Below are 1,316 nucleotides of genomic sequence, written 5' to 3' on the forward strand. Positions count from 1 at the left end.
TATCACCTGCCGCGATCCCGGTATGCACACCGGTCTTGAGGTTGATGGTCACAGCTTCCTTGCTGTCGGTATAACCCGCTATGTCATAGCCGGCACCGCCGATGAACTGATCCGCTCCCGCGCCACCGTATAGGGTGTCGTTACCCGAACCGCCGGTAATGACGTTGTCGCTGTCGTTGCCGTAACCGATGAAGGCGCCAGTGCCGACGTAGGTCAGGCGCTCGACGTTGGCTGCCAGGATGGTGCCGCTGGCATTGATCACCGACACGCGGACTTCATCGTTACCGCCACCGGCCTGTTCGATGATGGTGGGGGTGTATCCCATGCCGATGGTGTAGATGTCATCACCAGCCCCCCCTTCCAACCGTAACGCTGCGGCTGTGGTGTATGGACCTGCGGAGAGCACGTCGTTGAAGGCCGAGCCTATGACGGTTTCGATATTCGCCAACGTGCTGCCTTCGGCCTCTCCGCCCGTTCCTGCAGTTCCCGTCCCGGTACGGATATTGATGTTTACCCCGGCTGTCGAACCCGAGTAGTCGACCGTATCGACCCCGGCACCGCCGTCGAAATCGATACCGCTGCCATCGCCAATGAACGTGTCGTTGAAGTTCGAGCCTCTGACCGCTTCGATATCGGTGTAGGTATCACCTGCCGCGATCCCGGTATGCACGCCGGTCTTGAGGTTGATGGTCACCGCTTCCTTGCTGTCGGTATAACCCGCTATGTCATAGCCGGCACCGCCGATGAACTGATCCGCTCCCGCGCCACCGTATAGGGTGTCGTTACCCGAACCGCCGGTAATGACGTTGTCGCTGTCGTTGCCGTAACCGATGAAGGTGCCAGTACCGACGTAGGTCAGGCGCTCGACGTTGGCTGCCAGGATGGTGCCGCTGGCATTGATCACCGACACGCGGACTTCATCGTTACCGCCACCGGCCTGTTCGATGATGGTGGGGGTGTATCCCATGCCGATGGTGTAGATGTCATCACCAGCCCCCCCTTCCAACCGTAACGCTGCGGCTGTGGTGTATGGACCTGCGGAAAGCACGTCGTTGAAGGCAGAGCCTATGACGGTTTCGATATTCGCCAACGTGCTGCCTTCGGCCTCTCCACCCGTTCCTGCAGTTCCCGTCCCGGTACGGATATTGATGTTTACCCCGGCTGTCGAACCCGAGTAGTCGACCGTATCGACACCGGCACCGCCGTCGAAATCAATACCGCCACCATCGCCAACGAACGTGTCGTTGAAGTTCGACCCCCTGATCGCCTCGATGTCGGTGTAGGTATCACCTGCCGCGATCCCGGTATGCACACCG

At 59.9% G+C, this 1,316-nt stretch carries 1 pseudogene; it reads right to left on the bottom strand.

Annotated elements, in window-relative coordinates:
• Positions 1–1,316: pseudogene (locus AD666_RS15170) on the bottom strand (calcium-binding protein); the annotation flags it as partial.

This window comes from Pseudomonas sp. Pf153 (assembly GCF_001269775.1).
GTDB lineage: Bacteria > Pseudomonadota > Gammaproteobacteria > Pseudomonadales > Pseudomonadaceae > Aquipseudomonas > Aquipseudomonas uvaldensis.